This window comes from Haloarcula sp. NS06 (assembly GCF_051122755.1).
GTDB lineage: Archaea > Halobacteriota > Halobacteria > Halobacteriales > Haloarculaceae > Haloarcula.
Window position 1 is genome coordinate 205,260 of sequence record NZ_CP184845.1, and the last position, 26,915, is coordinate 232,174.

Annotated in this window: 19 protein-coding genes and 3 rRNA genes; 11 read left to right on the top strand and 11 right to left on the bottom strand. The window is 56.1% G+C overall.

The features are described from left to right. Positions 1-19: 19 nt before the first annotated feature. Genes ACODNH_RS20805 through ACODNH_RS20815 form a run of 3 tightly spaced genes read right to left on the bottom strand, consistent with a single transcriptional unit; the run spans position 20 to position 3,423 of the window. On the bottom strand, positions 20-1,423 hold the full coding sequence (locus ACODNH_RS20805; RefSeq protein ID WP_434531464.1) for a prenyl carboxy-lyase: 1,404 nt from the start codon (positions 1,421-1,423) through the stop codon (positions 20-22). After that, positions 1,420-2,925 carry a UbiD family decarboxylase gene (locus tag ACODNH_RS20810; RefSeq protein ID WP_434531465.1) on the bottom strand — a complete coding sequence of 502 codons (1,506 nt, stop codon included), beginning with the start codon at positions 2,923-2,925 and terminating at the stop codon, positions 1,420-1,422. The genes ACODNH_RS20805 and ACODNH_RS20810 overlap by 4 nt, the downstream gene beginning before the upstream one ends. A 3-nt stretch (positions 2,926-2,928) precedes the next feature. After that, positions 2,929-3,423 carry a ubiD operon protein gene (locus ACODNH_RS20815; RefSeq protein WP_434531466.1) on the bottom strand — a complete coding sequence of 165 codons (495 nt, stop codon included), beginning with the start codon at positions 3,421-3,423 and terminating at the stop codon, positions 2,929-2,931. A gap of 882 nt (positions 3,424-4,305) precedes the next feature. Between ACODNH_RS20815 and ACODNH_RS20820 the strand changes: the two genes are divergently transcribed. Further along, positions 4,306-5,493 (top strand): orc1/cdc6 family replication initiation protein, encoded by a 1,188-nt coding sequence (locus tag ACODNH_RS20820; protein ID WP_306711683.1) that lies wholly within the window; start codon positions 4,306-4,308, stop codon positions 5,491-5,493. Between the two features lie 448 nt (positions 5,494-5,941). Here the strand turns inward: ACODNH_RS20820 and ACODNH_RS20825 are convergent, their stop codons facing one another. Both ACODNH_RS20825 and ACODNH_RS20830 read right to left on the bottom strand, forming a co-directional pair. Beyond that, positions 5,942-7,180: an MgtC/SapB family protein gene (locus ACODNH_RS20825; protein ID WP_434531467.1), complete on the bottom strand. Its 1,239-nt coding sequence runs from the start codon at positions 7,178-7,180 to the stop codon at positions 5,942-5,944. Between the two features lie 150 nt (positions 7,181-7,330). Next, complete coding sequence (locus ACODNH_RS20830) at positions 7,331-8,896, bottom strand: ABC1 kinase family protein (RefSeq protein ID WP_434531468.1); 1,566 nt, start codon at positions 8,894-8,896, stop codon at positions 7,331-7,333. A gap of 493 nt (positions 8,897-9,389) precedes the next feature. On the opposite strand from ACODNH_RS20830, the gene ACODNH_RS20835 reads away from it, so the two are divergent. The 3 genes from ACODNH_RS20835 to ACODNH_RS20845 all read left to right on the top strand — a co-directional run bounded on the left by ACODNH_RS20835 (position 9,390) and on the right by ACODNH_RS20845 (position 10,954). Continuing rightward, on the top strand, positions 9,390-9,806 hold the full coding sequence (locus ACODNH_RS20835; RefSeq protein ID WP_434531469.1) for a DUF7475 family protein: 417 nt from the start codon (positions 9,390-9,392) through the stop codon (positions 9,804-9,806). Between the two features lie 76 nt (positions 9,807-9,882). After that, complete coding sequence (locus ACODNH_RS20840; RefSeq protein ID WP_434531470.1) at positions 9,883-10,023, top strand: hypothetical protein; 141 nt, start codon at positions 9,883-9,885, stop codon at positions 10,021-10,023. A gap of 373 nt (positions 10,024-10,396) precedes the next feature. Continuing rightward, positions 10,397-10,954, top strand: coding sequence for a GNAT family N-acetyltransferase (locus ACODNH_RS20845; RefSeq protein ID WP_434531471.1), 558 nt, complete (start codon positions 10,397-10,399; stop codon positions 10,952-10,954). A 96-nt stretch (positions 10,955-11,050) separates the two neighbouring features. On the opposite strand, the gene ACODNH_RS20850 is transcribed toward ACODNH_RS20845, so the two are convergent. Then, positions 11,051-12,286 (bottom strand): ABC transporter substrate-binding protein, encoded by a 1,236-nt coding sequence (locus ACODNH_RS20850; RefSeq protein ID WP_434531472.1) that lies wholly within the window; start codon positions 12,284-12,286, stop codon positions 11,051-11,053. A 161-nt stretch (positions 12,287-12,447) separates the two neighbouring features. Between ACODNH_RS20850 and ACODNH_RS20855 the strand changes: the two genes are divergently transcribed. Further along, positions 12,448-13,548, top strand: a complete 1,101-nt coding sequence (locus ACODNH_RS20855) for an ABC transporter substrate-binding protein (RefSeq protein WP_434531473.1) — start codon at positions 12,448-12,450, stop codon at positions 13,546-13,548. Positions 13,549-14,279: 731 nt separating this feature from the next. Here the strand turns inward: ACODNH_RS20855 and ACODNH_RS20860 are convergent. Next, the gene (locus ACODNH_RS20860; protein WP_434531474.1) at positions 14,280-14,636 is read right to left on the bottom strand and encodes a nuclear transport factor 2 family protein; all 357 of its coding nucleotides are present in this window, start codon (positions 14,634-14,636) and stop codon (positions 14,280-14,282) included. A gap of 1,120 nt (positions 14,637-15,756) precedes the next feature. On the opposite strand from ACODNH_RS20860, the gene ACODNH_RS20865 reads away from it, so the two are divergent. The 5 genes from ACODNH_RS20865 to ACODNH_RS20885 all read left to right on the top strand — a co-directional run bounded on the left by ACODNH_RS20865 (position 15,757) and on the right by ACODNH_RS20885 (position 22,519). Further along, a 16S ribosomal RNA gene (locus ACODNH_RS20865) occupies positions 15,757-17,228 on the top strand. Positions 17,229-17,597: 369 nt separating this feature from the next. Beyond that, positions 17,598-20,529: ribosomal RNA gene (locus tag ACODNH_RS20870) — 23S ribosomal RNA — on the top strand. Between the two features lie 132 nt (positions 20,530-20,661). Beyond that, positions 20,662-20,784: ribosomal RNA gene (rrf, locus tag ACODNH_RS20875) — 5S ribosomal RNA — on the top strand. Together the 16S, 23S and 5S rRNA genes form the textbook arrangement of a ribosomal RNA operon. Positions 20,785-21,248: 464 nt before the next feature. Then, on the top strand, positions 21,249-22,130 hold the full coding sequence (locus ACODNH_RS20880) for a ParA family protein (RefSeq protein WP_434531475.1): 882 nt from the start codon (positions 21,249-21,251) through the stop codon (positions 22,128-22,130). Next, positions 22,130-22,519: a hypothetical protein gene (locus ACODNH_RS20885; protein ID WP_434531476.1), complete on the top strand. Its 390-nt coding sequence runs from the start codon at positions 22,130-22,132 to the stop codon at positions 22,517-22,519. The genes ACODNH_RS20880 and ACODNH_RS20885 overlap by 1 nt, the downstream gene beginning before the upstream one ends. 192 nt (positions 22,520-22,711) lie before the next feature. On the opposite strand, the gene ACODNH_RS20890 is transcribed toward ACODNH_RS20885, so the two are convergent. From ACODNH_RS20890 to ACODNH_RS20900, 3 genes are all read right to left on the bottom strand, one after another. After that, on the bottom strand, positions 22,712-22,873 hold the full coding sequence (locus tag ACODNH_RS20890; protein ID WP_434531477.1) for a hypothetical protein: 162 nt from the start codon (positions 22,871-22,873) through the stop codon (positions 22,712-22,714). 244 nt (positions 22,874-23,117) lie between these two features. After that, on the bottom strand, positions 23,118-23,441 hold the full coding sequence (locus tag ACODNH_RS20895) for a toxin-antitoxin system TumE family protein (RefSeq protein ID WP_434531478.1): 324 nt from the start codon (positions 23,439-23,441) through the stop codon (positions 23,118-23,120). Positions 23,442-23,735: 294 nt separating this feature from the next. Further along, on the bottom strand, positions 23,736-23,993 hold the full coding sequence (locus ACODNH_RS20900; RefSeq protein ID WP_434531479.1) for a hypothetical protein: 258 nt from the start codon (positions 23,991-23,993) through the stop codon (positions 23,736-23,738). Positions 23,994-24,848: 855 nt separating this feature from the next. Here ACODNH_RS20900 and ACODNH_RS20905 point away from each other — a divergent pair. Beyond that, on the top strand, positions 24,849-25,322 hold the full coding sequence (locus ACODNH_RS20905) for an MOSC domain-containing protein (protein WP_434531480.1): 474 nt from the start codon (positions 24,849-24,851) through the stop codon (positions 25,320-25,322). A gap of 215 nt (positions 25,323-25,537) precedes the next feature. On the opposite strand, the gene ACODNH_RS20910 is transcribed toward ACODNH_RS20905, so the two are convergent. Continuing rightward, entirely contained in the window at positions 25,538-26,446 is a 909-nt protein-coding gene (locus ACODNH_RS20910; RefSeq protein ID WP_434531481.1) for an acetamidase/formamidase family protein, read from the bottom strand. Positions 26,447-26,915 lie beyond the last annotated feature (469 nt).

Here is a 26,915-nt window from a genome sequence, read left to right on the forward strand (position 1 = left end):
ATACATACGAGAGACATATTCAGTAGGGTGAGCCACTTTCAGTCGTGTCTTCGGGACCGGTGTGGGGTTCGTCCCACAAAACACGCGCCACTTCGCGGACGCTGTCCGGGAAGGAGTTCTTGAACGTGACTCGGGGCGCGATGTACGTTTCCTTCCAACGCGGGTCCCATGCCGCGTTCACGTACAGGCGCGAACCGGTTTCGTTGTCCCGTCGATAGTGTGGCCGTGTCGCCGCCGGTGCGTCCGGTTCGCTGAACGTCCAGTCGCGAGCCGGATGAGATTTTAGCCAGACGTCGGCCAGGACGCGGCCGAAATCCTGCGGCGGAACGTCTTTGTCGACGATAACCACAGTGTCGAAAAGCGATGAGAACGAAAAGAGGATATTCGCAAGCTGCCACTCGAAGCCACCATACAGCACGTCACTAGCCACGAAACAGATACCGAGCTCAGCCTCTGCCGGTAACATAACCCACTCCACCGGCGAGATGCCCCAGTAGTTGTTGACCCGGTGATAGAGCGTTGCGGCGGTCGCAAGCCCTGTGAGTTGGATATCATCCGCGAGTGGGCGGCCGACTGGAGAGATGGGGATAACTGGGGTTTCAGTAGCGCGAACGCGCTCGACCGACAGCGAGAGCGGGCCGCTCGCAACGACGTGCTCCCAGCCTTCTCGGCGGTCGGAGCGGAAGTCAGGTTGACGGTCCACAACCGTTGTCTCGACGACGACCTCCGACGCACTTGGGACAAGTCCGCCGTTGGTCGGGACAAGCGGGACAGTTCCAGTTACCCCACAGGACTGGATCGGCGTGGCAGTTTGCTCGGTGACAGCGAGCAGGTATGCCGTCGTGATTGCCGCCGGTGGCACACCGAGCGCTATCGTCATCGTGGTCCCGTCAGCAACAAGCGACGACAGCGCGTCCGGAACACGCACTCTAGGCGTGTCGCCGCCGACAACCGAGCCGTGAACCGGTGCCCAGTGTGTGCCGTCAGCGGTCGAGATCGAGGCGACACCAAGCGTCACTGCGGGCCACGTGTCGGTTTCGCCCTGCGGGAGCTGCAGGTCCTGTACCTCGATGGCTGTTCCCGAGGCCGCCTGCCCCGCATATGTCGGCTCCGGATTCCCGTCGGTTGGACCGAGATCACTGATTGTCTCTAGCAGATCAACGAGCGTGGCGTCCGGATCACGTCCAAGGCCGAGCGCCAGTCGCGACCACGGCCGAGCCTCGCGGTGCTGTGTCTGGTCCGGGCCGCTAAACACACCGCTAACTAGATCTATGCCCGTGGGTCGCTGGAACCGAAGCGCCGGCCCACTTGCGCGGAGGGCCTCCGCCGCAAGCACGTCAATCGAGACCTCGAATGGGCCGTCAAGTCGGGCGAGGTCGTCGTCGCCAGCCAGTCCGCGGACGTACTGCGTGAACGGTATCACTGTGATTTCCCCTCCCGCTCGTCAAGCCGGTCGAACCGCGCGGTGTCTAGTCCCGCTTCGACCAGCCGCTCCTGAGCTCGCTTCCGTGTTTCTGTGGTCGCCGTCGTGTCCGTCGCGTCACCGTCGGTCGTTGCGTCGATGTAGGCTTTGGCCGTCTTCGCCTTCGACGTTCCCACATCTGCACTTCCCTTCTCATCGGGCGTCTGGTAGATGTTGAGCGGGACTTTCGGCATCCGCTCGACGCCGAACTGGTGGAAGTCGGCGTCTGGATCGGCCTCAAGCGCGATAGCTGTCAAGACTGCCCGTGGATCAAGCGGGTCGACAGCAGCGTCGACAAACACGAAGAAGTCGATGTGGAGCATCCCCCACGTCGTGAAAATAAAGTTCGCCAGTTCGTGGAGATACCCCGGATACGGTCGGTCCGTCGCGATGACCCAGACAGTGCGGGAGGTGAATCGCCATGGGACCGCCATCGCAACGTCGAACCCGGCGGCTCGGAGCCCGACAGTCGCGTCGGGACCGGCTGCGACGAGCCGAAGCGTACTGGTCGAGTTCTGCCCGTATCCGACACCGCTCCCCTCGACGCAAAACGGTAGCCGCGGTTCGTGGCGGTGGGTGATCGCATCGACCTCAAACACCGGCATGGAGCGCCGCGGGCCGTTCATATATCCGAAGTAGTCTCCGAACGGTCCCTCATCCAGGCGGTCGTTAGGCCGAACGTGGCCTTCAAGCACTAGCTCGGCCGTCGCCGGGACGTACAGATCATTGGTTTCGCACTGGACAAGCTCCACAGGCGCGTTTTTCAAGCCGCCAGCGAAGGCCGCTTCGCTCCGCCCCGTCGGGATCCACATGTCTGCAGTACTCTCGACGGTGGGTTCCGCACCGATAACGACCGCGACTGGCATCGGTTCGTCCCGCGGTTCGTAGTCGTAGTAGTAGCGGTTGGGTACCTGCTCACCGGCCAGTAGCAACAGACTGGCCTGAGAGCTGTTGTGGATCATCATTCGATGGCTCGACCAAGTCCCCCACTCTGTGTCGGGGTCCGGTGCGACGATGGTGTGGTGATTCGAGTACCGCCCCCCGTCGCCCTCGTGGATATACGGCCACGGGAACGAGAGGAGGTCGACCTCGTTGCCCGTCCGCACTGTTTCTTTACAGGGTGCCCTTCGATTTGCGACGGTCTGGGGCGCTTTCGGCGCGTTGAGGCGATCAATCACTCGATCGTAGTATGTACGGCCTGAAAGGCCACTTGGGAATCCCAGCGCTTGAGCGAAGTGATCCCAGGGACGAGTCTGGGAGCCGCGGTACGGGTCGCCAACCAGTTTCGACTCCGTCTCTATCCCTGCGATGGACTCGAACACCGGAATCGGGCCGTCACGGATGTTGGCAAGCATTGTGGCTGCACTTGCTTCGAGGTCCCACGACACCGGTTGGTCGAAGGACCGAAGCCAGCCAGTCGTGTCGAGCAAATCGAGATACTCGCGGAGCGAATTGACGGCCATCTATCACTCCTGTTTTTCGAGCACACGCATGAGTGGGTCGTCATCACGTTCGCGACGGACCTCCGCGTAGGCGTCAAGCAGGGCCGGTCGCTCTGTGGCGAGGTGGTCGAATGCGATCTCGCGAAGCGCATCGGACGTTGACTTATACTCGCCAGTCTCGACGAGATACTGCAAGAGTACCTTCAGATCGTCGGACCGGGTGTTAAGGATATTCGACGCCGTCTCCTGTTCGGCCGCCAGATGGGCCACTAGCTCATGATCGATACCGGTCGCATCAGTCTCATCGAGTAGTTCGACGTATCTGGTCTCGCTAACGCTCTCGTGTGGCCCGGCAACGATTGTCAGCGGTTCTGGATCAGTGAGTTCAGCAGGGTCCTTGGCGATGCGAACGCGTGCCTCGAAAATGCGTTTCGTCTTGGCATCCGTGATCTGTAGTGTGGTTTCTGTCTGTGCTTCCTCAGGGAGATGGTCTGTTGACGTGATGTAGTGGCTCGACATTACCTGCCCTCAGTTGGTTTACTGATGTTCTTAGCAACCTCTTGTTCCAATAGCATATATGTACCGTCGTCGAACTGTTCTGGGGTTGCTGGGAGTGGCCTCCGAAGTGTATTCGAATGGATTGGGCCCGGCATCTGTAGTTGGAGTGGCTTCACACCCCCACCCCACTGCTTCCGCTGTTAGGAGATAAATAGACGGCACCACCCCCATGGGAGGGGGTGTTTTGCTATTTTGTGGTAACGTGTTACGGTTGTGGTTTTTTGCCGATACACTTGAAGTTATTCACTAGCTCTAGAAATATTGAGGCTGTAGTTGGAGTGGGCCACCGCTGGGTGGTAGTTCTAACAGCGGAAGCAGTGGGGTGTGTCCTCTCTCATACAGTAGACTCTGTCTTGTTGATTCACGGTGGAGGTTCTGAGATATCAGCAGCCTCATGCAACAAAGTCGTTCCAGCGGTGGCAGTGAACCGTCTCGGAGTCAATACCCACGGAGCTCGACCTATGTAGAGTGTAAAAACAGCGGACTGCGTCAAACCCACTCCCATTATTATCGAGCTAACAGCGGAAGTGGTGGGGTGGGTGTGTCGCTCTGTTACTGAACTCCCATTCCCTGTCCACTCATAGTTAATCCGGTCCCGCTCCTCAAAGAACGCACCATCCGGCCACCGTCCTAACAGCGGAAGCAGTGGGGTGGGTGTGTCGTAGGGTAGCCACTCCATTTCCACTCTAACAGCGGAAGTAGTGGGGTGGGGGTGTAGCAGGGCAGCTATTCCAGTTCTCAGCTAACAGCGGAAGTGGCGGGGTAGATCATTTATATACTCAACCGAACAGCGGAAGCAGCGGAACCAAAGGTTAAGACAGTTCGTGTTACAACTACATGCAAATGAGCGATATTACGTTCTCGCCGACATCCACAATATTCGAACGACGCGAGGCATTACTTGAAGAGTGGACCCCTGAGGAGCTTGTCGGACGTGACGAGGAGCTCCAGAAGTATCACGCTGCGCTCCAGCCAGTCATCAACAACGAAACTCCGTCAAACATCTTTCTGTACGGGAAAAGCGGAGTCGGGAAGACGGCTGCCACTCGATACCTTCTCTCCGCTCTAGAACGTGATGCAGCAGATGTCGACGGACTGGACCTCAGTACGGTCGAAGTCAACTGCGATGGACTCAATTCGAGCTATCAGGCCGCGGTCGCAATCGTCAACACACTCCGTGACCCAGCGAATCAAATCTCAAATACCGGGTATCCACAGGCTTCAGTGTATCAATTTCTCTTCGATGCACTTGATGATCTGGGCGGAACGGTACTTATCGTCCTCGACGAAGTCGATCACATTGAGGACGATTCGCTACTGTACAAACTTCCCCGTGCCAGATCGAATGGTGACATCTCCGAAGCGAAACTTGGTGTCATCGGTATCTCAAACGATCTCGATTTCCGCAACCAGTTGTCCTCGAAAGTCCGGTCGAGTCTCTGTGAAAAGGAAGTGTCGTTCTCGGCCTACAACGCCAATGAGCTACAGCTCGTTCTGAAACAGCGTGAGGCCGTCGCCTTTCAGGATGATGTCCTCGATGACGGCGTCATAGAAATGTGTGCTGCGTACGGTGCGAAGGACTCCGGCGACGCCCGCCAGGCGCTGGACCTACTCCTTGAGGCCGGTGACCTTGCCCGGGAGTATGATGATGAGCTCGTAACTGAACACCACGTACGCGAAGCCCGGCAACGGCTTCAAACTGACCAGGTCGTCGAAGGGATCCGCAACTACTCTGATCACGGCCAGCTCGTTCTCTATGCACTCACTGGACTCGCCGAAGAAGATGACACACCGGCCCGGACACGAGATATCCTGGGTGCGTATCAGGAGTTAGCACGTGAGGAGGGTCTGGACCCGGTTTCAGAGCGTTCGGTCCGCGACTATCTCGGTGAACTCACACAACTCGGAATTGTGTCCTCAACGGAATACAACCGAGGGAAAGGCGGTGGCAAGTACAAGGAATTCGACTTAGAGCAATCCATCAGTTCGATCAAAACAGGGCTGTCAGAACTCCTGAAAAAAAGCCCGTAACCCCACCGGTTCCGCTGTTAGCTACCCCACTGGTTCCGCTGTTAGACGGAGCGCAAGAGTATACTATCCATATTGACGTAATTCCTGACAGCGGGTAACACGCCACCGAGAGCTAGCAAATACAGGGCCTATCCGATACCGATGGCGTGCTCTGACCTTCGCCATCGCTGGCCAGTCCCGTGCTGACGTGTTTTATCGAACCGCTCCATACGATGCGTATCCGAGAACTCGTTCGGCGATATGGGGATGAGCCTTGGCGTCACCGGAAACGCGATGCGGCTGTCACGGATCAAGCCTGACCGGCAAGTCGACGCCTGACGTTTCGTTACCCCGTCACTCACGTCCATACTATTCTGAGACCTTCTCGACACCAGAGCTGTGTGACCGCAGTCTATAGGGGCTTTCAGGCACGGTTTTCGGGCCGATGTGGCTCCGATGGTGTAGCGAATCACAGGATGACGACAACAATGCCAGCGGCGGCGACGGCCCCAAGAGCGACCGTTACTCGCCGGCCCAGTTCGACCGTCCCCAGTAGCCACGCGAGGCCGGCCTTCGTGAGCGTATTCGCGATAGCGCCGATGACGATACCGGTAGTCGCAACTGTGGCAGAGATCTCACCGTCCGCTTCGAGTGTGCTCAGCGTAAGCGTGATTGCATCGACGTCAGCGAGCCCCGAGAGAAACGCAGTTGCATAGATCCCCGAATCGCCAAACCAGGTATTTGCGGACTCGGACACTAGAAGCACAATCGCGAAGACAGCGCCGAAAAACAGTGCCGGTCGAAGTCGAAACGGGTTCTTGAGATCGCTTTCGACCGCCGACTCTGTGGTCGATTGCCAGTAGACGATGCCGGCGATACACACGCCGACACCAGTCATCACTCCGAGCGGCACAGCGACCTGTGGAAGGAGTGCCGGGTTCACGACAGCGACCTCGAGAAGTGCGCGCGGAAACATGACGATAGATGCGACAACAATCGAAAACGAGCCGATCCTGTAGAGATCGGGAGTTTCACTGATTCGCTCGGCCACGGAGACCGTCGTCGCGGTTGAAGAAACGAATCCGCCAAGGATTCCCGTGAGGGCGATTCCCCGCTTGGCTCCGACAGCCCGGCTCAAAATGTAGGCAACGAAGCTCAGCCCGGTGACGAAGCCGACCATTACCCAGATGAACCGTGGATTGAGACCGTACAGGATATCGAGTTCACGATCAGGCAGGATTGGCAGCACGACCAATACGACGAGGATGAATTTGAGGGAAGCACGGCGCTCCCGTTCGTCAATCTGGTCGACGAACCTGTGGATCGTCGGCTTCGCTGACAAAAGGACAGTGACAACTCCGCCGAGAATGATCGCGAAGAGCGTCCCTCGTTCGGAGGACACTGCTAACGCGCCTAGGAGGACAGTGAGCAACGCAGCGGTCACCGTTGTGAGTCCGATATCCCCTTCGGTCAGAACTTTCCCGGCATACGCGACGGTTAGAGGGATCGCAATAGCGAGGACTGTGACGGGGAAGAGAGCAGGAAAGAACGCCTGAACGGTTGCGCCGACGAGGGCAAACAGTGGAAATGTCCGGCTGCCCGCAAACGTTCCTCCAGATTTCGCCTGTTCCCGTTCCAGTCCGATGAGAGCGCCAATACCGAATGCAACGAGGAGACGAAGAAGGAGTGAGTCGATGATCTCGACCATTCTCTAGAGTTCAATCCTCCAAGGTGTCAAACTTCGGGTGTAAGGGCCGAATCAATTGTCTGCTGTGGTTGCTACGGGACCGTGCTCGGTTTGAGTTGTTTGGAGGTCGGGCTGCTCTCTGTTCCTCTGGGGAACCGGTGAGTCTGGGAGTCATGACTCGATATCGACGAGATAGACGAGGAGAAAGCCGGCTGCGACGGCAACTGCAGGAATCTCGTACGGGCGCTCATGGAATGTCAGAACCGCTGCGGCCACGATGAGCGCGCCGGCGATCACCGCGTATCCAAGCTTTTGCTCACCCGTTCCGCGTCCTTCGACAGGGTCTGTCCGGACGACCAGTTCGCCCCGCTCAAGCCGGGCCAACGTTCTATCGACACGGGACGGGACCCGTGCCAGTGCGGGGAGCGACCGGCGAATATCTGCCCGCGTTTCCTCGATGAGTGCGTCGAGCTCGCTCTCGATGAGCCCCTGGTCGACGAGGAATGAACGCACAGCGGTGAGAAAGTCAAACTCCGGATCAAGCTGCCGACAGACACCCTCACCGACGGTCCCAACCCGGATGAGTAACATTACGTCCGGCGGAATTCGAAATGGGAACGCACGGAGGTTCGTCGTCAATTCCGTAATGATCATCCGCCAGGTAATCTCTGAGCGGCCTTCGAGGTTCTCGATGACGAGTTCAAGCACCCGACCGACCTCGGCACGGTTGACGTGTGGCTCGAGGACATCGAGCGCGACGAGCGCGTCTACCAAGTCGTCCACGTCACGACGGACGAGTGCCCGATAGAGCGCGATAATATCTTCCTGAACCGTGGGTGGAAGGCGTTCGCTCATACCGAAATCGAAGAGCAACAGCCGGCCGTCGTCTGTGACGGCGAGGTTACCCGGATGGGGATCAGCGTGGAACACACCGTCGATGAGCCCCATCTCTAGATACACATTGATCATCCGTGTCGCCATCTCGTGTGGCGTCATGTCGATACCGTCGAAGGCGTCGCTGTCGGTTATCTTCTGTCCGGTCAGATACTCCATCGCTAGTACCCGTTCCGAGCACAGGTCTTCATAGACGGCAGGGATGACGACTCGCTCATCGCCGTCGAAATTCTCCCTGATATCAGCCATGACCGTCGCTTCCCGATCAAAATCCAGTTCGTCTAGGATTATGTCCTCAAAATCGTCAGCCGCGTTTTCGATCGAATACTGCTGGCGCTCGGTAGCGAAGGGGCGAATCAGTGGAACCAGTCCCCGGACGACTCGAAGGTCACGCGTAATCACGGGCTTCAATTCAGGACGCCGCACCTTCAGCGCGATTCGCTCACCTCGGTAGGCAGCGGTATAGACGTACGCGAGCGACCCGCCAGCGACCGGCTCGAGTGTCGACTGATCGAGTTCGTCGCCAAGCTCTTCGGCAATGACGTGCTTTGGATCTCCCCCCGCGCCTTCGGGAACCTCGTCTTGGAGGGTTCCGAAAACGTTGGCATAGACCGGCGGGACGATATCGGGGCGGGTCGAGAGTACCTGCCCAACTTTGATGAATGCCGGCCCGAGTTCGAGCATTGTGTCCCGGATCTCCTCGGCCCGTTGTCGATGGTTCTCGTCCGGGACCTGCCGTCGTGAGCCAAATAGGATGAACCGCCGCCGATCGCGGAGAAATGCCAGCGCGAAGGGTAGAAACCGGATGAAAACGACTAGATATCGGCGAAACAACCCACTCATTCTATCGGAGTGAATAACGGTCGAGTGGCGTCAACTGACAGTACATACCCTGCTTTCGATCAAGCGGCATATATAGGTGGAGGAAAATTACGGCCCCTCGTATAACCAGTCTCTTGATGTTGGATTGGGTGCTGATTTACTGGAATATCTCCGAACCTGATGGGACAGTCGAACAAGGAGATAACGAGCCGGAAGCAATAATTCCCATGCATCGAATGTCTCTCGATAGGAGCGATCAGAGAGACCGAAAGACCGACATAGAGCGTCTCTGATTTCGTCTTATAATCCTTGGGATGGAATCCACCGTGTGGTAAACGGTGCGACTTCCTGCAGGGGGGTACCAGCTACATAGTCATCCAGTAAATGTCTGGATTGATAACTTCTCGCTCCCAGTGTTGAACCAGTACCGTAGCCGATGATATGCGTTCTGCCTGATTCCGTACTGTTGGGAAACTCACATAGATTTAATACATTTCGGTGACAGTTCTGAATTATGGTTGCTCAATCGACACAACGGCAAGACTCGTTTTTTACGCTCCCATCGCATCCGGTGGGGTACCTCGCAATCGTAGCTACGCTTACCACTGCTGGTATCCACTTACTACTTGGTCCACGTGTCATGGGATTCAGCCAGACATTAGGGTCGCTGTTCATCCTGAATGGGCTTGGATTTCTTGGAGGGATCTTCCTGTACAGTAGCCGATACTGGCGACCAGAACTGTTTCTTGTCGCTGCGGGATATGCCATTGCCACTATTCTCGCACTGTTTGCATTTCAGGGTTTCAGCCTTGACGCGTTCTATATGCAGGGGAGCCTGAATCCGCTGGCTGTCGTCTCGAAGGCAGCTGAGGCTACCCTCGCCCTCTGTACCATCTACTTATACGGCTCTGCTGAAACCCTTAACAGGTGACAATTCCTGACCCGGTTATAGTGAATACAGCAAACACAGACATTATTATGATTGGAGTTTGATTTGTCAAGCACAAATGCTAAACAGACTGGGGGAAGCAATAAAACAGATTCGGATTGTCAAGGAAGATATAGACGACCCTGAACTGAATAAAGAACTGGAACACGCTCTGGAACCGCTTAACAACGTGGTGGAGATAATTGAAGACGACGATTGATTCATATTGTTGATTGGTTCTTCTTAGAAAGCTTTGTATTATATCCAGTAGCCACCTCACGGCTGTTTCAGCGTCAGAAGTGTCGAAACTAGGGTTTCAACAGAGCCACTTATACAGAACATCCGCTCCGTGAGACGACTATCTTGGCTGTGCATAGAGATCTACGACGGAGGGTGGTTCAACGACACACTGGGTACCGCACGGCAACCAGCGAATTTGTGAATCGGTCCCAACCCATAGATTGGTTCAGATCTTGAGTACCGTTTGTCGTCCTCAATCGAGTGACATTGTGGCCTCACCAATTCGAGGTGACGCGTACGTAGCATATGGGTATCATGTCAACCACCGTCGACGCCGAGAGTAACAGAAATAAGTGCCGGAGACTGGTCCGGACAGGTATGGAGATTGTGGAACTCCCCCAAAGGAGGCTGCTGTCCGTCGCTTTATCAAGGAGCTCTGGCTCCCGTACTACCGCGAGCTCGAAGCGACCGTCGATGCGTTCTCACTCGCCGACGATGTTGACCTCGTCACAGCGGAACTCCCGTTCCGCGTCGACCGCCTCGATTCGGCGGAATATCGGACATGGATCGCCATCGATGGATTCACCGACGGGATTCCGCTTGCCGATACCGATGGTGAGTTTGCCGGGTATCTCGCGGCCGAAATAGACGAAGCGCCGAGTGTTTTTGACCGCCCCGACCGAATGTTCATCTGTGACATCTACGTTGGCGAACCATACCGCGGCACGGGACTAGCAGACGACCTGTTTGACCGTCCAAGAGACTGGGCACACGACGCCGGGTGTGAGGAGTTCAGTCTCGACCCGCACGTAGACAACGACCGAGCCAACGCCTTCTACGAGAAGCTCGGTTTCGAGCGGACAAAGTATCACATGGTAGCCAGCGTAGAAGACCGGAGAGATCACGAGTGAGGGCAGCGCGTCGGAAACAACCGCACAGAGAACCGCTCCAAACATCGCTGTCTCGAGAAGAGGTGTAGGCCCCGACACAGCGCCAGTCGCTTCGCCTCAGACCCGGCCGTTGATCGCGTCCGCAACGCGCTGGTAGTCGAACAGGCGCTCCGCTTCGGGCAGGGGTTCCCCGAGGCCATTCCACGCGCCGAACTGGTCGGGATACAGTTGCTTTGCGGCGGCCTCCGTCTGGAAGAGGTTGATGATTGGGCCCTGATACTCGGTGCCGCCGCGGTAGAGTCGGTCCTCGTCGACGGCGGTTAGCTGGCTTCCGACCGGGTCGTCACGCAACTGCTCGACGCCGGACTCGAAGTCCTCGGCGCTCGTGTGTGAGAAACCATAGAGGAATACGAGTGCATCAGGGTCAGCCGACAGCAACTGTTCGTAGTCCCACTCGGCGAACGCGCCGTCAATGTCGTCCGCGAAGGCGTCGTCGATACGGAGGTCCCGGTACTGTTTCTTGCCGTTGCCTGCTCCGAGCGGATAGGCGTAGAACGTCCCGGCCTCGATGTCGGAGTTGACCGAAAGGAAGCCAACCGAAGGGCGGTCGTCCTCCGGCGGGAGGCCCGCCTGCAGGTCGGCGAGCAGCCTATCGTGAACCTCGCGCAAGACATCGTATCGCTCGCGTTCCTGAAACACCTCGGCCACGGTCTCGAAGGCCTCGTACAACGAGTACGGCCGGTAATCATGCCATTCGTACCCGCGACGACGGATGTGGTTGCCCACGAAGGGGCCGACCTCGGTGCGGACGTCCTCGACATCGGACTCGCTCCAGTTGTCGTCGATCCAGGTCAGCATATTTGGATCCATCAGATGGATATCGTAGTCCATCTCGTAGAATACCTCGCGGTCGATACCGTCGCTCGCACTGATCTTCTGGACGTCCTTGAAGGAGACGTCGACGCCAGGGAGCCAGTCGTAGAAGACGGTCGGCCAGTTCTCGACGTAGAACAGCCCGCCGAGGCCGTCGAGCTGGCCGAGGGCAATCCCTATATCCCCGTACGTGCTGTAGTAGGTCATCCAGCGGTCGGGGACGGACTCGAAGGTGACCTCGCCAACCGGTTCCATCGACACCGAGTAAGAACCGCTCGCGGTCGCCGCGTCCCCGGTCGTAGTCCCCTGCTCATCGGTGACTGTCGCCGTTCCCTCGTTCTCTGCTGGCGTATCTCCAGTCGCGGACGCCGCCTCTTCGGCCCCGGACTGGCAACCAGCTATCCCCAGCGTCCCAACAGCACCGACGCTCGTTCGCAGGATGCGACGCCTCGTCACCGATGTCGCCTCGCTGCCATTCATAAATTTTTAGGCTGGCCTAAATATTATAAGCGTTGTGCTTCGGGCACGCCGGAGTCACGACAACCGGCGGAGGATGCTGTGGTTCTGCACAGCAGCGCAGACTAATTTCAGTTGGAGACACATTCCAATAGGCTTTTATTGTTTTAGGCAGGCCTAAAAATATGCGACGACGAACCTATCTCGCAAGTGGAACAGTAATCGCAAGTGGTCTGCTGGCAGGCTGTCGTAGTGGGAGCAGTGAGAGTGAGTCAACGCCCGAAGCGGCCGACTCTTACACTGTCTCGATGGAACCTATGGGGCCCGTAACCTTCGATGGGCCTCCCGAAGATTGGGTGGCACTGCTCCCGAGCTACGCCGACATGGGAATGGCCCTTGACGCAGGCCAGACGCTCGGCATACAGTTGCCATACCGGTATGCCACCGAGTTTTACGAAGAACTTCCCGGTGTCGATTACGACCCCGATGCGGTGATGACACTCAATCAGGACGGTGTCGACAAGGAGCGGTTCTACCAGATGGATGCCGACGTCCACTTCATGGAACCAAACCAGCTACGCAACTGGTACGACTGGGACGAGCGAGACATTCAGGAAGTCAAAGAAAACATCGGTCCCTTCTTCGGGAACTTCATCCGGCGGCGGAGCGACGACTGGCACGACTACCCGTACTACTCACTGTATGAGGCCTTCGAGAAGATTGCACAGGTCTTCGACCGCGAGCAGCGCTACCAGCAGTTCGCGTCGTTCCACGAAGAGTTCCTGACGAACCTCCAGGAGCGACTGCCCGAAACGACTCCAGAAGCGGCACTGCTCTACCCCGCAGACGAGACACCGGAGACGTTCTACCCCTACCAGCTCTACGACGGTGGTGTCGGAAAGAAACACTGGCGTGATCTACGGCTCCGGGACGCTTTCGAGGGGACCGACGTCGGACACTATTCGGGCAACACGAGTCTCAAAGTGGATTTCGAGACGCTGCTGGATATTGACCCGGATGTCTTGCTGGTCCGCGGGCAGGTCGAAAAGGATCAGGCGACTTTCGAGGAGACTATCGTTGAGTCGCTACGGAACAACCCTGTCGCCAGTGAACTGAGCGCCGTCCAGAACGACGCGGTCTACCGTGGTGGCTATCTCGATCAGGGGCCGATCATCAATCTCTTTCAGACAGAAGTCGCGGCCCAGCGGATTTACTCCGACGAATTTTCCGATGAGACATTGTTCGACCGGCAACGGGTGGCGGACATCATCAACGGCGATAGCTGACTGCCTCCGGTGACGGCCTGCTACGAAATCAGTGCCATCGATGGCGACTGCAGCGAGAGCGTCCCCAAGTCAGAAATCTTCGCTCATCAGTACTGTTGAAATTCTAGGCCCTGAACGCGGTCAAAGTGCCTGTCACGCGTAACGATCCGCGCGCCATAGTGGCGACATACCCCTGCGATGAGTGTCTCACCGAGGTTGACGCGCTCGCCGGCGATGATGAGCAAACTCCACGTAGGGACCCCCTTCTCGTTCCGGAACGAGAACAGCTGTGGCAGGGCACCCGCATTCGCTACCTTATGTGCGAGTCGTGCTGTGCCGAACAGCGTGGCGTTAATTGCCGACGCTGTCGAAAACAGCGCGGCAACCGCGACGAAACCGTAGATAACTGCCGATATGGCTACCGAAGGGTAAATATCTCTCTATGGTGTCGATACGCCTTTGATGTTGGTGTATTCGTAGGAAAGTAACTGAATAACCTCAAAAGAGACGAAAATGGCTCCAGTTCCTACGATCGGTGCGAACAGCCTGTTGAAGAAGACGCCACCGACGAACGGCTGGGCATGGTGGCCGACGAAGATCGTCCAGAGACCGACGAGTCCGAACGCGAAGAGGATCGGCTGCTTTGTTGTACCCTCACTCGAATTTGTATAAATTAACAGAGTTACTGTACCCGTTCCTGTCAATAGGCGGCCTGCGTATTGATCGCAGTTATGACCACTGGCCGCGACTAATTAAACCGTATCTCGGTCTGTGTAGGTATACCGACGTTTAATAAGGCCAGTCTCATTGAATACAAAGAAGTCGGCAAACCCAAATGAGACCTTGGTATCACCTTGTATACCGCTAAATGTCCCTCTCACCGCAACAGTCTCGCCTTCGTTGATGAGCGAGCTAATTTCATGCGCCCCATTAGATAGCGGTCGTTGGTTGATATAAAATTCCTTGAGAGCGTCTTTATTACGAATGTTTTCTTGCCCAGGGCGTTCATAGACTATATTCTCATCAAAGAGACCAAACACTGTATCGTACTCTTCAGCATCGATCGCCGTGTAGTACGTCCGGACAGCATCTTCGTTCGTCTGTGGCATAGTGGTACATACTCCTCAAAATAAAAATACTTCCCCATCTGGCCGCGGGCGATATAAAACACATCAGAGAGTAGGATCGCTGCTGGAAGTTCCGATATCCAGACTTGTAACACCCAAATGTTGATTCCGACAGGCGTTATCGCTGTCAGCAAGATACCCCATCAAATCCGTCTTAAGACCGCTGTCTACGAACGAATCAAAGAAACAAGTGGACGATAAGTCGTTCAGCGACGCCGTGGCACGGCTCATCGGCGGGTGCCCTCCCAGAGACCTTCGCGGTGTGTTCGATGAGAACTAGGTAGCCGACATGCGAGACGCCATCGGGCAAGTTGGTCAGGGTGACCGCAATGAAGTCCGTAATGTCGCATAGCGATTCGAATGATGGCGATACGAGCTTCACTTTGGATATCGTCGCCGATGTCGAAGCGGCGGTTGAGAAGGAATGTGTGTTGAGGGCCAACATTACGTTAGTGATTGGATTGAGGACAGCGTTGTGAAGGGTCGCGCATACACGCGAAAGGTGTACAGGACCTAGTATTGGCAAAGATGTAGCAATCGCTGCAACCGCTCTGGAGCGTAATGAGTCCGTTCCCGTCAGTGACAGAGTAACCCTCCTCCGCGCAACTGATTTGGGTCTCACCTCTGAATCGCGGATTGTGCTAACCTGAGCAATGAAACTCTCCACCGATATCCAGATAATATTCCTCAAATTCTGACTACACTTTTCTAACTGTCGCTCAACTTTTTCGGTCTAATTCACTACTGGAACCCCATCCGTGTGTATTCTACACGTGTGCCGTGTGGTTCCTGAACACGGCGGGTCTGAGACCGTCCATTTATATACTCTCCTCCCATCGGATGTAATGCGAAGGTCGCGCCGGGCAGCGTTCCCGGAACGACACCCCAATGCCACCCTCGTGGTGGATTGGGTCACTCGCTTAGAATGCGAGGCCACCGAGGCTTCGTGTTCGTGTATGAGGATTCCACCCCTGCGGTCCGCCGTTAAGATGGAATCTGATGTGAGCCCACGGACCCATGCAGTAGTCAACATTGGTGTAGGAACCAATGTGTTTGCTTCCGACGGAGTGCAACCACTTCCGCCGCTGATGTATATCAGCACATTCCGGTTGATCCTGCCGGAGGCCATTGCTATCGGAGTCCGATTTAGCCATGCTAGTCGCACGAGTTTAGACTCGTGGCATATAGCTCAGTAACACGTGGCCAAACTACCCTACAGACCGCAATAACCTCGGGAAACTGAGGCCAATAGCGGATATAACTCTCATGCTGGAGTGCAGAGAGTTAGAAACGTTCCGGCGCTGTAGGATGTGGCTGCGGCCGATTAGGTAGATGGTGGGGTAACGGCCCACCATGCCGATAATCGGTACAGGTTGTGAGAGCAAGAGCCTGGAGACGGTATCTGAGACAAGATACCGGGCCCTACGGGGCGCAGCAGGCGCGAAACCTTTACACTGCACGACAGTGCGATAGGGGGACTCCGAGTGTGAGGGCATATAGCCCTCGCTTTTCTGTACCGTAAGGTGGTACAAGAATAAGGACTGGGCAAGACCGGTGCCAGCCGCCGCGGTAATACCGGCAGTCCAAGTGATGGCCGATATTATTGGGCCTAAAGCGTCCGTAGCTTGCTGTGTAAGTCCATTGGGAAATCGACCAGCTCAACTGGTCGACGTCCGGTGGAAACTACACAGCTTGGGGCCGAGAGACTCAACGGGTACGTCCGGGGTAGGAGTGAAATCCTATAATCCTGGACGGACCACCAATGGGGAAACCACGTTGAGAGACCGGACCCGACAGTGAGGGACGAAAGCCAGGGTCTCGAACCGGATTAGATACCCGGGTAGTCCTGGCCGTAAACAATGCTCGCTAGGTATGTCACGCGCCATGAGCACGTGATGTGCCGTAGTGAAGACGATAAGCGAGCCGCCTGGGAAGTACGTCCGCAAGGATGAAACTTAAAGGAATTGGCGGGGGAGCACCACAACCGGAGGAGCCTGCGGTTTAATTGGACTCAACGCCGGACATCTCACCGGTCCCGACAGTAGTAATGACAGTCAGGTTGACGACTTTACTCGACGCTACTGAGAGGAGGTGCATGGCCGCCGTCAGCTCGTACCGTGAGGCGTCCTGTTAAGTCAGGCAACGAGCGAGACCCACACTTCTAGTTGCCAGCAACACCCCTGCGGTGGTTGGGTACACTAGGAGGACTGCCATTGCTAAAATGGAGGAAGGAATGGGCAACGGTAGGTCAGTATGCCCCGAATGGACCGGGCAACACGCGGGCTACAATGGCTATGACAGTGGGATGCAACGCCGAGAGGCGAAGCTAATCTCCAAACGTAGTCGTAGTTCGGATTGCGGGCTGAAACCCGCCCGCATGAAGCTGGATTCGGTAGTAATCGCGTGTCAGAAGCGCGCGGTGAATACGTCCCTGCTCCTTGCACACACCGCCCGTCAAAGCACCCGAGTGGGGTCCGGATGAGGCCGTCATGCGACGGTCGAATCTGGGCTCCGCAAGGGGGCTTAAGTCGTAACAAGGTAGCCGTAGAGGAATCTGCGGCTGGATCACCTCCTACTGACCGGGATCAGGGCTCTGCCCTGACCCACCTACACTGACTGGTGACCACAAGTCACCGCGAGTCGGCAAGCGCCGACTACTGCATGGGCCCGCTGGGCTCACAAGACCTATCCGAGGCGGATATCCCCTCACGGGGATGTCGGGTGCAACTCCCGACGGGTCCGTACTTCGTATCACGGACGAATCCGTCCCCTTAAGTGTGGGACGGCGTTCGACTGTGGTACGACGACAGATGCACCAAGCCGGGTAAAACCGCGCTTGGGAAGGGTCGATTCGCCCACCATCTCCACCTTGGGGGCGAATATGAAACCGTGTGTACGTGCGATCCAGGCGTCCACTGGACTCGTTCAGTTGAACGAGTCACAACGACGTTGGCTACTATGCCAGCTGGTGGATTGCTCGGCTCAGGCGCTGATGAAGGACGTGCCAAGCTGCGATAAGCTGTGGGGAGCCGCACGGAGGCGAAGAACCACAGATTTCCGAATGAGAATCTCTCTAACAATTGCTTCGCGCAATGAGGAACCCCGAGAACTGAAACATCTCAGTATCGGGAGGAACAGAAAACGCAACGTGATGTCGTTAGTAACCGCGAGTGAACGCGATACAGCCCAAACCGAAGCCCTCACGGGCAATGTGGTGTCAGGGCTACCTCTCATCGTCCGACCGTCTCGACGAAGTCTCTTGGAATAGAGCGTGATACAGGGTGACAACCCCGTACTCGAGACCAGTACGACGTGCGGTAGTGCCAGAGTAGCGGGGGTTGGATATCCCTCGCGAATAACGCAGGCATCGACTGCGAAGGCTAAACACAACCTGAGACCGATAGTGAACAAGTAGTGTGAACGAACGCTGCAAAGTACCCTCAGAAGGGAGGCGAAATAGAGCATGAAATCAGTTGGCGATCGAGCGACAGGGCATACAAGGTCCCATGACGAATGACCGAGACGCGAGTCTCCAGTAAGACTCACGGGAAGCCGATGTTCTGTCGTACGTTTTGAAAAACGAGCCAGGGAGTGTGTCTGTATGGCAAGTCTAACCGGAGTATCCGGGGAGGCACAGGGAAACCGACATGGCCGCAGGGCTTTGCCCGAGGGCCGCCGTCTTCAAGGGCGGGGAGCCATTCGGACACGACCCGAATCCGGACGATCTACGCATGGACAAGATGAAGCGTGCCGAAAGGCACGTGGAAGTCTGTTAGAGTTGGTGTCCTACAATACCCTCTCGTGATCTATGTGTAGGGGTGAAAGGCCCATCGAGTCCGGCAACAGCTGGTTCCAATCGAAACATGTCGAAGCATGACCTCCGCCGAGGTAGTCTGTGAGGTAGAGCGACCGATTGGTGTGTCCGCCTCCGAGAGGAGTCGGCACACCTGTCAAACTCCAAACTTACAGACGCTGTTTGACGCGGGGATTCCGGTGCGCGGGGTAAGCCTGTGTACCAGGAGGGGAACAACCCAGAGATAGGTTAAGGTCCCCAAGTGTGGATTAAGTGTAATCCTCTGAAGGTGGTCTCGAGCCCTAGACAGCCGGGAGGTGAGCTTAGAAGCAGCTACCCTCTAAGAAAAGCGTAACAGCTTACCGGCCGAGGTTTGAGGCGCCCAAAATGATCGGGACTCAAATCCACCACCGAGACCTGTCCGTACCACTCATACTGGTAATCGAGTAGATTGGCGCTCTTATTGGATGGAAGCGGGGGCGAGAGCTCCTGTGGACCGATAAGTGACGAAAATCCTGGCCATAGTAGCAGCGATAGTCGGGTGAGAACCCCGACGGCCTAATGGATAAGGGTTCCTCAGCACTGCTGATCAGCTGAGGGTTAGCCGGTCCTAAGTCTCACCGCAACTCGACTGAGACGAAATGGGAAACGGGTTAATATTCCCGTGCCATCATGCAGTGAAAGTTGACGCCCTGGGGTCGATCACGCCGGGCATTCGCCCGGTCGAACCGTCCAACTCCGTGGAAGCCGTAATGGCACGAAGCGGACGAACGGCGGTATAGGGAAACGTGATTCAACCTGGGGCCCATGAAAAGACGAGCATGATGTCCGTACCGAGAACCGACACAGGTGTCCATGGCGGCGAAAGCCAAGGCCTGTCGGGAGCAACCAACGTTAGGGAATTCGGCAAGTTAGTCCCGTACCTTCGGAAGAAGGGATGCCTGCTCCGGAACGGAGCAGGTCGCAGTGACTCGGAAGCTCGGACTGTCTACGTAACAACATAGGTGACTGCAAATCCGCAAGGACTCGTACAGTCACTGAATCCTGCCCAGTGCAGGTATCTGAACACCTCGTACAAGAGGACGAAGGACCTGTCAACGGCGGGGGTAACTATGACCCTCTTAAGGTAGCGTAGTACCTTGCCGCATCAGTAGCGGCTTGCATGAATGGATTAACCAGAGCTTCACTGTCCCAACGTTGGGCCCGGTGAACTGTACATTCCAGTGCGGAGTCTGGAGACACCCAGGGGGAAGCGAAGACCCTATGGAGCTTTACTGCAGGCTGTCGCTGAGACGTGGTCGCCGATGTGCAGCATAGGTAGGAGACGTTACAGAGGTACCCGCGCTAGCGGGTCACCGAGTCATCAGTGAAATACTACCCGTCGGTGACTGCGACTCTCACTCCGGGAGGAGGACACCGATAGCCGGGCAGTTTGACTGGGGCGGTACGCGCTCGAAAAGATATCGAGCGCGCCCTATGGCTATCTCAGCCGGGACAGAGACCCGGCGAAGAGTGCAAGAGCAAAAGATAGCTTGACAGTGTTCTTCCCAACGAGGAACGCTGACGCGAAAGCGTGGTCTAGCGAACCAATTAGCCTGCTTGATGCGGGCAATTGATGACAGAAAAGCTACCCTAGGGATAACAGAGTCGTCACTCGCAAGAGCACATATCGACCGAGTGGCTTGCTACCTCGATGTCGGTTCCCTCCATCCTGCCCGTGCAGAAGCGGGCAAGGGTGAGGTTGTTCGCCTATTAAAGGAGGTCGTGAGCTGGGTTTAGACCGTCGTGAGACAGGTCGGCTGCTATCTACTGGGTGTGTTATGGTGTCTGACAAGAACGACCGTATAGTACGAGAGGAACTACGGTTGGTGGCCACTGGTGTACCGGTTGTTCGAGAGAGCACGTGCCGGGTAGCCACGCCACACGGGGTAAGAGCTGAACGCATCTAAGCTCGAAACCCACTTGGAAAAGAGACACCGCCGAGGTCCCGCGTATAAGACGCGGTCGATAGACTCGGGGTGTGCGCGTCGAGGTAACGAGACGTTAAGCCCACGAGCACTAACAGACCAAAGCCATCATTCATACGCACTGTGACTCATTCACCGACGATTTAACTCGTCGCTGAACGAGTCCAGGCGCAAACTGGATCGCACGAGCACACGGTGGAGACCGATCGAGACTGGTACTCTCGTGGTTCGATTCCACGACTCGACGTTAGGCGGCCACAGCGGTGGGGTTGCCTCCCGTACCCATCCCGAACACGGAAGATAAGCCCACCAGCGTTCCGGGGAGTACTGGAGTGCGCGAGCCTCTGGGAAATCCGGTTCGCCGCCACCATTCATACCTATCACAGCCCACTCTGGAGAGTCATCTCTCCCGAGTGGGCTTTCCGTATTTATATGGAACTGAATCACTCAAGACCGGCTGGTTCTCGTAATCTGTGAGCGACGATTGTTCCGATCTCTGCTACGTTGCTACTCTTCTGATGCATCATATAACAGATCAAATGCTGGGTTTCGATGCAGTACCAGTTCACACGACAAGCATCGGATCATCAGCGAGCGTTCTGGTCTTGGCCATTGCTGGCGATGCGTTCCAGCGCTGACAGAGTCCCGGGGCGTAATCCTCATCGTTCATTCACTGATCACCATTTCGGGGTAACATGGGGACTGTGTTGGTTAGATTATCTGTCGGTATCATTGTATACTTCGACCTAATCTACGCCGCCAAACTCAGGCACCTGAGGCAACTCAGGTAAATAAGGCAAAATAGCTAAGTCACCTAAGGTAGTTCAGTTAGCTATGAGTGGTGATGCAATGACGCCACGTGCAGTCAGCGTCGGCGTCCTCAAAGGCGGTTTCGGCAAGACTACGACAGCAATCAACCTAGCGCGCGAACTTGCACACCGGAACGAGCGCGCGCTGCTGGTCGATCTTGATGATAACGGCCATATGACGCTCATCCTCGGTCACGACGACGCGTATCGGGGTGAACGCTGGAACACAAACCACGCCGCTGATGTACTACTCGACGGCGCGGACCCACACGATTACATTACGCAGGTGAGCGATGGTCTCGATTTGTTCCCTGCGCACGTCGACCTGGAGGATGTCCAGTCCGGGCTCAAGGAGGCAACAATGGGGACGACACGCCTGAAAGAAGAACTCGTCAGCGAATTGCTTGGCGAAACCTACGACTACATAATCATCGACTGTCCAGCGAACCGCGGGAAACTCAACGATAACGCGATGTACGCAACGGGGAACATCATCATTCCATTGCGGCCGGAGAACGGCTACGAGACCGGCCTCACGAATACGGTCCAGCGCCTAGTCATCGAGGCTCGTGAGTACTTCGACCTCGACATCCTCGCCGTCACGCCGACAGACCTCAGCGGCCGCATCGACCAAGAGACACGTGACCGCCAACTTCTGCGAGAGATGACGACCCGTGAAGCCGTCGCAAAGCACGTTCCCAACTACGCGTACATTCCACCGGAGGACTGGGACGCCATCGACAACGGCTCATATGATGGCGATTTGCCGGGTATCCGCCACCGCGCGGCCATCGACAATGCAAACGACGAGGGCGTGCCATTGCGTGACTACGATGCCGAGTGTGATCAACTCCAGTGCTACGACGAACTCGCACAAATCGTCGAAACCGGGGAGGTGCGTCGCTGATGGGTTTCGACGATCTCGAAGATGCTGCGGCCGAGCAGGACGGTGACAATGCCGACACTGCTGACGATGTGGTTGAGGCAGAATCAAGAGCGATGCCAGATACGACTCAGGCCGACCGCCGACAGTCCGAACAGTCTACAGACAACAGTGACGATTGGAAACGTCGACCGGCGTTTCCCTATGACGATGCTTCTCAGGAGGCTATTTACCCACGCTCGGATACGTGGGACGAGTTCGAGGATACGCTTGACTTCGAAGTGAAGCGCGAACTCCGCGACGCTGGCCTGCGGGATATCCCGAAGCGGGAGTATCACGAGGCACTCCTCAAACTCGCTATGGAACACCCACAACGGCTCGCTGAACTGGTCAAAAACGGACGGAAAAAGTGAGCCCCACCTCGATATGCCGCTCAGCTATTTCTTCCGACACCACACTCGCTGTTCCACGTAGTACCCGACTTTCCTGAACCCGCTGCGCCAGAAATATGACTCCCGAATCTCAGGATACCGCCCCAGTAAGTACCCGCACGGATGCGATTTGAATTGATGAAGCCAGCCAAAACAGAGTGCCAGTACTAGCAACTATGCCGTCGCTTCGTCCGACCCGACATCCGGTGTCACGAGTGGCAAACCGATATCAATTGCCTCGTACCAAACCGACGATCGCTTCGATTCGCCGTCGTCGACGAGCTCAACTAAGTGAAGTTCTTCAAGTTCGGTCAGGTTTCGGTGAACCTGACTCACATCTCACTCAACGAGGCGAGCTGTCTCGCGGATGCTGCCAGGGTCGTGCTGGACAATCGCTCGCAAGAGCTTGAGTGACTTTGGTCGAGTGACTCGATGGACATCAGCTGGGTCGTGATACACGACTTCGAGATGTGGGTCAGGCGTTTCGCCTCGATCGAGTGCAGCGAGGGTATCTTCAAGATCGTCGTCACTGCTCTCTTGAAATCGGATATGGAGCGTGCGGTCGGTCGTGTTGGAATTACTAGGTGTGGCCCTGATCAACCCCCTCTGATTTGAACTGCTGGAAGAGTGGTTGGAGGCCATCAAACTTGACGTCGACAACCGTGCTATCAGCACGATGCTTGTGATGGTGTGCTGCATCGGGATGGTTGGGAAGGTTATTATACAGGATGATGGTCTCGCCGGCTGCGTTTCCGTACTGCATCGAGTACTTGATGCCCTCTGGATAGCAGTCGGATATGGGGACCTGATAGGCAGTGATCTCAGCGGAGCGCTCGTCGAAATCCCGCGTGACGTTGATAATTTGCTGTGCATCGTCTCCCCTGTCACAGGTGTTGGTACGCACCACACATCACTAATCGTTAACTATCTGTGACACTTTCGCAGTCTCCGATGCCGGGTTCAACCCAAGCGAGAGTGCGGTCATCACAGTGCTGAGCACGGCGGAGACACCAGCGCTACAGTTTGGGTTGGTCAATGACGACAGTGCTACAGCGGGGACAGAGCAGGCGGTCGGAGTGGACTGAATCGTCCATGATCCAGTCTCCGTCAATCGGGCTGGCGTGCTCGCAGGTTGGGCAAAACAGCGCTGTTTTTGAAAATTGCTGGTTAGAGTCGCTGGTGCGGGGTATCGAGAAGGTCATGCGGTCGGGGAGTAGGTGTGGCCGAGGACAGCACAGACGATATTCAATACAGTCAGTGCACCGGTCAGTAGAGGCTGTGCTGCAACAATGTCCGTCGCGAGTGTGCCCACAATAACAAATGGGAGTGGGATACTCGCCCAGAAGGCGATTCCCTGGAAGACGGAGACGATTGTTTCGACGAGCATCGCCAACGGTGGTCGGAAGTTCGATTCGATAGCAGGTGGGCGTGGGAGAGAGGAATCGGAGGTCGACATTGGAGTTTCGCGTACTACTCTAATGCACTGGCATCCCCATATAAAGCGCAGACCATCAGCGTATATTTGATTCACTTCACTGTCTGCCGGATAGTTTAGCACTTTTTACGACGGTGAGAAACCGGCTCAAAATTCTTTAGAGATTTTACAACTGGCTATAAACAGATCAATCTTGTTGGATGGTATCTCGATATCTTGATCGGTCAGCCCCTGCTTGTAGATGCAACTGACCCGTCGCCCGAACAGAACAAGCAGCAAATGAAAGCTGCCTCGCACGGGTTCACTGAAAGCTAACCACCAGACCAGAGCAGTTACCGGAGCGTTGGTTCGCATAACAGCAGTAGTTCTGTAGAGATGATCATTTCGCGAAACAAGTGAATTACTCGAGACGAGAGGGAGGCAAATTATCCAATCCACACTCCCCCGTTTCGAGTGCCGTCTTGGCATGGGAGCAGTCAGACATACGCTAACCAACACACGCCCGGTAGTCGGTTGTGTTGGTTAGCCACGTGGGCCGCGATCAAGGCCGGTCACAAACCAGCGCTATTTCTGCTCAAGCGACTGGTCAGAATTCTCGCAGATAGTACACCCGGCGTCCGAAGGGGACGTGCCTTTCAGGGACTTCATCCGGATGGCTGTTGCCCGCTATTTCGCTTGTCGTCGTTGAGCTCTGTTGAACTTCTCAGCGGGTAGCAAGTCCTAGCCCGATTATGGCCAATACAGAGAGTGTGTTCAGCCAACCGCCCCGTCTATGCGCTATAGTTTTTCGACGAGGGCTGCATTCTTCAATCGAGGGAGACCGATCTCCCCTAAGAAGTAGCAGTAGATATGAGTCAAGAAGGACAGCCATCAACTATGGGAAACTTGGTTGGTTCAGTCAAGCATATCCATACAGCCCCGAAAACGGGTGGAGGCCCGAAATCACGAGATTCCGTCGAAGCTGTCGCAGGCCGGGGTCTCAAAGGGGATCGATATTTCAAGGGCGATGGAATCTACAACGAACGAGAGGAGCTTGAACCGAGTGACATCACCCTTATCGAGGCTGAAGCACTGGACGCCGCGGCTGAAGATTACGACGTAGACTTCGAACCCGGCGCACACCGTCGGAATATCACGACGCGAGGGGTCCCACTCAACCACCTCGTTGGGGAACGCTTCCAAGTCGGCGAGGCAGTGCTTGAGGGAACTGGTCTGTGTGAGCCCTGCGGCTACATGGAGTCTCTCGCTGACCAACCCAACGCTGCGGAGGCACTCACACACCGTGGGGGTCTTGACGCACGGATCATCGAATCTGGGGAGATTAGTGTCGGTGACGACGTCATTTGGTAGAAAGCGGAACTGTCCATAGTTGGCTGATATTCTGACCGATTTCTGACGACGCGGTTTTTTCGATGGTACTCAATCAGAATCGACGGCACGCATCAAAATCAGTCTCCGAGGTTATGTAGCAGGTCTATCTGACCGAGACGTGGCGTCACACCTGTTGTGACCGAGCACATCGCTGTCGTCGCTCCGTTCGTGTTATGATGAAACCAACACGTGAATCAGAACGGGAGTGACAAGTGCTCTGCGGGGATGGAGTTCCGCACAGTTACGAGCGGATCGACGACTTGGCTTATTTCGAGTCCGCCAACGAGACTCGAAAAGAGGTACGCCTCGGTCTTTGACATGTCGTGATCGGCTTGCAAGAGGTCGAGGACATCACTGTTAGCCAATTTGACTGCTTCTTCCATCGTGTCGGCGCTGGCGATTGATTTGATATTCTCACCCGTATCCACAATGGGACGGTCAAGCCCGATATCGGGGTCCGAAATCACTGAAACCGTGACATCGATTTCGGTTCCAATTTCGGCACCTGTTCCACACATTTCTCCATCGGCCATAGCGGCCTTGGAGTCGCCCATCGCCAACATTGCCCCATCTTGAAATACGGGGAAATAAGCAGTGGTACCGCCGGTCATATCGGTGGTATCGAGGTTCCCACCGTGGTTGTGGGGGGTCAATGTTGTGATGCTCTCCTCTGCGGTAGCTACACCGATTGTCCCGATTACAGGCTCGATCAGAATCTCATGACCGTCGAATTCAATTGTGTCGCCGTCGACTTCGGTGATTCGGGTAGCGGGGTGTTCAATCTCCTCGTCGTCCTGTAGCAATCCGAAGTCCGGCGTCGTGACGACCCGACCCTGACCCTCATTGACCCGAACCGCTTCTATTTCGACCTCCAAGAGGTCACCCGGTTCAGCACCCTCTACCGCGATTGGGCCGGTCGCTGCGTTTACTTCTTCGGGAATCGAATCAAGGAGGTCGTCGCCAGTCTGAATCGTTTTATTGAGACTATCGATAGTCTCGATTGTGAGCGACTCCCCGTCAGTAGCCGTATAGACGGGATCCATCTCCGGAGAAAACTCGTAGATGTGACCGTCCTCATCGTATGAGATGCTTCGACGTGGCATATGGGTAGCCTTTCGGACAAATGCCACAAAAAGCCTCCCCGATGTGCTGGTACGCGCTGTCAAAAAACCAAACATCCCTAAACTGGAGCGGGCCGGGCTGCCCATCTAGCCGGCGTCTACCCGGACAGAGAACCAATACCTCGCTGCGACGGTCTGAACGAGACAGCGATATCTCCCTTTTATTGAATTCAAACTGCCGCAACCCGGCGCCCAGGCCTGTTAGGGACAGATCCCACGATGGCGTAGATTGTTTCTGCAACTGACGAGCGAATAGTATGTAAACTACCATTCCATTGTACTCCCAGGGTAGTGGATGTGCTAACCAACACTCAGCGGAAATAGCGGTCAAGTGGTGGTTAGTCAGAAACTGTACGGGTGCCCACGCTCCCGCTGATAGCAACCGAGTTTGAGGTGGCTTCACAGGGGGCAGTCCAACGCGCTGAAAGAACGTCGCCAGCGGTATGTTCGG